Consider the following 4,787-nt stretch of genomic DNA (forward strand, 5'->3'; position numbering starts at 1 on the left):
CCGCCCGACGCGCCCGTCGTGAGGTCGCCGCCCGGGCCGGTGGCGCCCGGCCCGGTGGCGCCGCCGGTGCCGTTGTCGGCCACCTGCAGCATGATCCGGTTCTCCACCCGCCAGACGTCCACACTCGCCCGAGTGGCCCGAGCGTGCTTGCTGACGTTCTGCAGCAGCTCCGAGACCGTGAAGTACGCGATGCCCTCGATGGCGGCGGCCGGCCTGGCCGGCAGATCCACCTCCACCTGCACCGGAACCGTGCAGCGCGAGGCGACCGAAGACAGCGCGGCGTCGAGCCCGCGGTCCGTCAGGACGGCCGGGTGGATCCCGCGGGCCAGATCCCGCAGCTCCTGCAGCGCGATCTTGACCTCGCCGTGCGCCTCGTCGACCATCCGGGCCGCCGCCTCCGGGTCCGCCGTCAGCTTCTCCTTCGCCAGACCGAGGTCCATGGCGAGGGAGACCAGCCGGGCCTGCGCGCCGTCGTGCAGATCCCGCTCGATACGGCGCAGATCGGCCGCCGCCGTGTCCACGACGACCCCGCGGTCCGACTCCAGCTCGGTGACCCGGGTGTCGAGCCGCGACGGGCCGAGCAGCCCGAGCACCATCATCCGGTCGACCCCGGCCAGCCCGCGGATCACCCAGGGGGTGGCAAGGACGAAGGCCAGACCGCTCAGGCTGGTCAGCGCGATCTCGAAGGGGCTGTCGAGATAGACGCTGTGCGTCGCGTCGCCGTACAGCTGGATGCCGCCCGTGTTCGAGTAGGTGGGGAACACCCACTGCCACAGCGGGTACGCGAGCATCGCCCAGGCGTACGTCCACAGCACCACCGACACACAGAACGCGAAGACCGCCCACGGGAAGTGCAGCAGCGAGTAGAGCAGGTGACGCCAGGACGCCCCGCTCTTCAGGACGGCCCCCGCCCACGACATCAGACCGCCGGTCCTGCCGCGTACCGGCGCGGGATCCGCGATGTCCACCCGCAGCAGCGCCCGCGCCCTGGCCCGCTCCATCGCCCCGAAGCCCCGGCACACGGCCAGCCCCACGGCGAGCAGCGGAATCCCGAGGAAGGTCACCAGCAGGCCCGCACTCAGCGAGAACATCGTGATCCCGAAGACGAAGAGCACGATGCTGATCGGCAGCGAGAGCATCAGATACCCGAACTCGCGCCAGGTGCGGCCCTCGAACGGCGCACGCAGCACCGCCGGCACTCGGTGGTCCCGGGTTCTGATGCCGTGATCCGTGGCCATGGCGGTGTCCGTTTCTCTTGGTTGTCCGGTCGTTTCCTGCGCGGCTCTTCTTGATGCGCTGTTCGTCTCGCGCTGTTCGTCCCGCGCGGTTCTTCCTGTGCTGCTCTTCCCGCGCTGCTCTGTTCCGGTGTCCATGGTTCCGTCCGCGGACGCGCCGGACCATGAGGAAGGGCACCGTCTTCGACCGGGGGTTTTCCCCACCCCCCGGCCTGCAGGCGGTGCCCTTAGCCCTTAACGGACCCGGACCCGGACCCGGACCCGGACCCGGACCCGGACCCGGACCCGGACCCGGACCCGGACCCGGACCCGGACCCGGACCCGGACCCGGACCGGGACCCGGACCGCGGACCGGTCAGCCGCGGTCGCGCCAGGGCAGTTCCGCCGTCACCGTGGTCGGCCCGCCAACCGGTGAATCCAGTACGAAGAGGCCGTCGACCGCGCCCAGCCGGTCGGCGAGCCCCGCCATACCCGTACCGCCGTCGAGCCGTGCCCCGCCGCGCCCGTTGTCCTCGACGCGGATCAGCAGCCGGTCGGCCGAGCGCCACACCTCCACCGAAGCGGAGCGCGCGCGGGCGTGCTTGCTGACGTTCTGCAGCAGCTCCGAGACCGTGAAGTACGCGATGCCCTCGATCGCCTCGGCCGGACGCTCGGCCAGATCGACATGGACCGTCACCGGCGCCGTGCAGCGGGTGGCGATCGAGGAGAGCGCGGCGTCGAGCCCGCGGTCCGTCAGGACGGCCGGGTGGATCCCGCGGGCCAGATCCCGCAGCTCCTGCAGGGCCAGTTTGACCTCGCCGTGCGCCTCGCCGACCATCACGGCCGCCGCGTCCGGATCCTCCAGGAGCTTCTCCTTGGCCAGGCCGAGCCCCATGGCCAGCGCCACCAGCCGGGCCTGTGCCCCGTCGTGGAGATCCCGTTCGATGCGGCGCAGATCCGCTGCGGCTGTGTCCACGACCACACCCCGGTCCGACTCCAGCTCGGCGATCCGGCGCTCCAGCTCGTCGGAGGGGGAGAGGAGCCCGCGGACCATGGCCCGGTCGACGTTGGCCAGCCCGCGCGCGATGAACGGCAGCACCGGCCAGAGCACGAACAGACTGGGCAGGACCAGGGAGAACGTCAGCACGCCCCACGGCAGCCGGATGAACCCGTACAGCATCGTGCGCCAGCCCACCGGGTCCTTGAGGCTCATCCACAGCCTGGTGAAGAAGCCGCCGCCGCTCTTCACGAACAGCGGGCTCGGCTCCTCCATCCGGACACCCAGCAGCTCCCGCGCCCTGGCCCGCTCCACCCGGCCGAGCTGCCGCGCCCCGAGCAGCCCCAGCGCGAGCAGCGGCAGACCCACCACGGTGACGGCCAGGCCGCCGCCCAAGGCAATCATGAACAGGACGTAGACAAAGCCGACGATCGCGGCCGGCAGGTTCATCAGGAGATGGGCGATCTCCTTCCACGTGAACCGGTCGAACGCGAAGCGCGCGGGCGGCGGCCGGTCGGAGCCGAGCCGAGGGGAGTTGATCGCGGTCATGCGCCAAGAGTGCCGGGCCCCCGGAGCGGATGCCATGGGGCGGCTGGGTGGGATGAAGTAGGGATAACCCCACCATGACCCCGCCGTCGCCTCACCGTGCGCCGGGGCCGGTGCCGGGCGCCGGACCGGATCCGGCTGCTTACCGAGTCTTTATCAGGGCCTAGACTCCCGTGCGTACGGATCGTCGAACGTGGCGAATGTGACGGACGAGGCGACGAAAAGGGCGCAGGGAGCGAGGGCGGGACGTGCCGGGAGGGACCGTTGCCGCGACGGACCAAGCGGTTCTCGCCGCAGACCACACGGGTCAGCTGGGTCAGCTGGGTCGGTCCGGTCACGTGGGGCACATGGCTCAGGCGGGGCACATGGCTCAGTCCGGTCAGGTGGGGCACATGGCTCAGGCCGCCGGGCCGGACTACACCGGGTACTTCCACATGTACGCGGTCGTCGGCGTCATCGCGGTCGTCGGCGTGCTCTTCGTCGCCGTGGCCTTCAGCGCCGGACGGCTGCTGCGGCCCGTGGTCCCGACCCCGGAGAAGCTGCTGACGTACGAGTGCGGTGTCGACCCCGTCGGCGAGGGCTGGGCGCACACCCAGGTCCGCTACTACGTCTACGGCTTCCTCTACGTGATCTTCGCGGTGGACTCGATCTTCCTCTTCCCGTGGGCGACGGTCTTCGCGGCCGACGGATACGGGGCGGCGACGCTGGTGGAGATGTTCATCTTCCTCGGCTTCCTGGCCGTGGGACTGCTCTACGCATGGAAGAAGGGCGTCCTCGAATGGACGTGACGAACCCCGTCGATCTGCCGGACCCGCAACTGCCGGACCCGCACGTGTCGGCCCCGCAGCCGCCGGAAGCCGCCGGCCCGCAACGGCTCGGTGTGCTCTCCCGGCTGGCCCCCGAACCCATGAAGGTGGTCCTCAACTGGGGCCGCCGCTACAGCCTGTGGGTCTTCAACTTCGGCCTCGCCTGCTGCGCCATCGAGTTCATCGCGGCCTCGATGGCCCGGCACGACTTCATCCGGCTCGGCGTGATCCCGTTCGCACCCGGCCCCCGCCAGGCCGACCTGATGATCGTCTCCGGCACGGTCACGGACAAGATGGCCCCCGCGGTCAAGCGGCTGTACGAGCAGATGCCCGAGCCGAAGTACGTCATCTCCTTCGGCGCCTGCTCCAACTGCGGCGGACCGTACTGGGACTCGTACTCGGTGACCAAGGGCGTCGACCAGATCATCCCCGTCGACGTGTACGTGCCCGGCTGCCCGCCGCGCCCCGAAGCGCTCCTCCAGGGCATCCTGAAACTCCAGGAGAAGATCGCCGCGGAGTCCCTCGGCGAGCGCTACTCCGCGCCCTCCACCGCCCAGTTGACCAGCGGCCTCGTCACCCCGCCGCCGGCGCCGGGAGCGGGACAGTGACGCATCCGTACGACCGGCTCCCCGAAGCCGTCACCGAACTCTTCGGTGAGGAAGCCACCGCGGCCCACAGCTACGACCTGCTCACCGTCGACGTACCCGCCGCCTCCTGGCTCACGGCCCTGGAGACCGCCAGGGACCGGCTCGGCTGCACCTACTTCGACTGGCTGAGCGCCGTCGACGAACCGGACACCGGCTTCCGGGTCTGCGCGCATGTCGTGGCACTCGAAGGCCGTACGGTACGCCGGCTGCTCGTACGCACCACGGTCCCGCACACCGCACCGGCCCTGCCGTCCGCCGTGGAGCTCTACGCGGGCGCGAGCTGGCACGAACGCGAGACGCACGAGATGTTCGGCGTCACCTTCACCGACCACCCGCACCTGGTGCCGCTGCTGCTTCCCGAGGGCTTCGAAGGGCACCCGCTGCGCAAGGACTTCGTCCTCGCGGCCCGTGTCGCGAAGGCATGGCCGGGAGCGAAGGAGCCGGGCGAGTCCTCGGCGGGGCACGGGGCCGGGGCCGGTGGTGCGAAGCGCCGCCAGATGCTGCCGCCCGGCGTGCCCGACCCCAACGAGTGGGGCCCGCAGAAGGGCCAGCTGCCCCCGGCGCCGGCCCGCCCGGC

5 protein-coding genes are annotated in these 4,787 nt (G+C 71.2%); 3 read left to right on the top strand and 2 right to left on the bottom strand.

The genetic code is table 11. The features are described from left to right. Positions 1 to 1,238, bottom strand: a 1,238-nt coding sequence (locus G3I19_RS34560; RefSeq protein ID WP_164267653.1) for a sensor histidine kinase, incomplete at its 3' end; no start/stop codon positions are given. Between the two features lie 352 nt (positions 1,239 to 1,590). Beyond that, positions 1,591 to 2,760, bottom strand: a complete 1,170-nt coding sequence (locus tag G3I19_RS34565) for a sensor domain-containing protein (RefSeq protein WP_164267654.1) — start codon at positions 2,758 to 2,760, stop codon at positions 1,591 to 1,593. A gap of 389 nt (positions 2,761 to 3,149) precedes the next feature. On the opposite strand from G3I19_RS34565, the gene G3I19_RS34570 reads away from it, so the two are divergent. The 3 genes from G3I19_RS34570 to G3I19_RS34580 all read left to right on the top strand — a co-directional run. Then, positions 3,150 to 3,545 carry an NADH-quinone oxidoreductase subunit A gene (locus tag G3I19_RS34570; protein ID WP_164267655.1) on the top strand — a complete coding sequence of 132 codons (396 nt, stop codon included), beginning with the start codon at positions 3,150 to 3,152 and terminating at the stop codon, positions 3,543 to 3,545. Continuing rightward, positions 3,536 to 4,171 (top strand): NADH-quinone oxidoreductase subunit B, encoded by a 636-nt coding sequence (locus G3I19_RS34575; RefSeq protein ID WP_164267656.1) that lies wholly within the window; start codon positions 3,536 to 3,538, stop codon positions 4,169 to 4,171. Before G3I19_RS34570 ends, G3I19_RS34575 begins: the two co-directional genes overlap by 10 nt. Further along, a partial coding sequence (locus G3I19_RS34580) for an NADH-quinone oxidoreductase subunit C (RefSeq protein ID WP_164267657.1) occupies positions 4,168 to 4,787 on the top strand: 620 nt, incomplete at its 3' end. The genes G3I19_RS34575 and G3I19_RS34580, both read left to right, overlap by 4 nt.

Origin of the sequence: Streptomyces sp. SID10853, from assembly GCF_010548145.1 — a bacterium.
Classification (GTDB): domain Bacteria; phylum Actinomycetota; class Actinomycetes; order Streptomycetales; family Streptomycetaceae; genus Streptomyces.

Coding starts and splice junctions, on each gene's coding strand:
- G3I19_RS34565 (WP_164267654.1), bottom strand. CDS start 2,760: ATGACCGCGATCAACTCCCCTCGGCTCGGCTCCGACCGGCCGCCGCCC.
- G3I19_RS34570 (WP_164267655.1), top strand. CDS start 3,150: ATGGCTCAGGCCGCCGGGCCGGACTACACCGGGTACTTCCACATGTAC.
- G3I19_RS34575 (WP_164267656.1), top strand. CDS start 3,536: ATGGACGTGACGAACCCCGTCGATCTGCCGGACCCGCAACTGCCGGAC.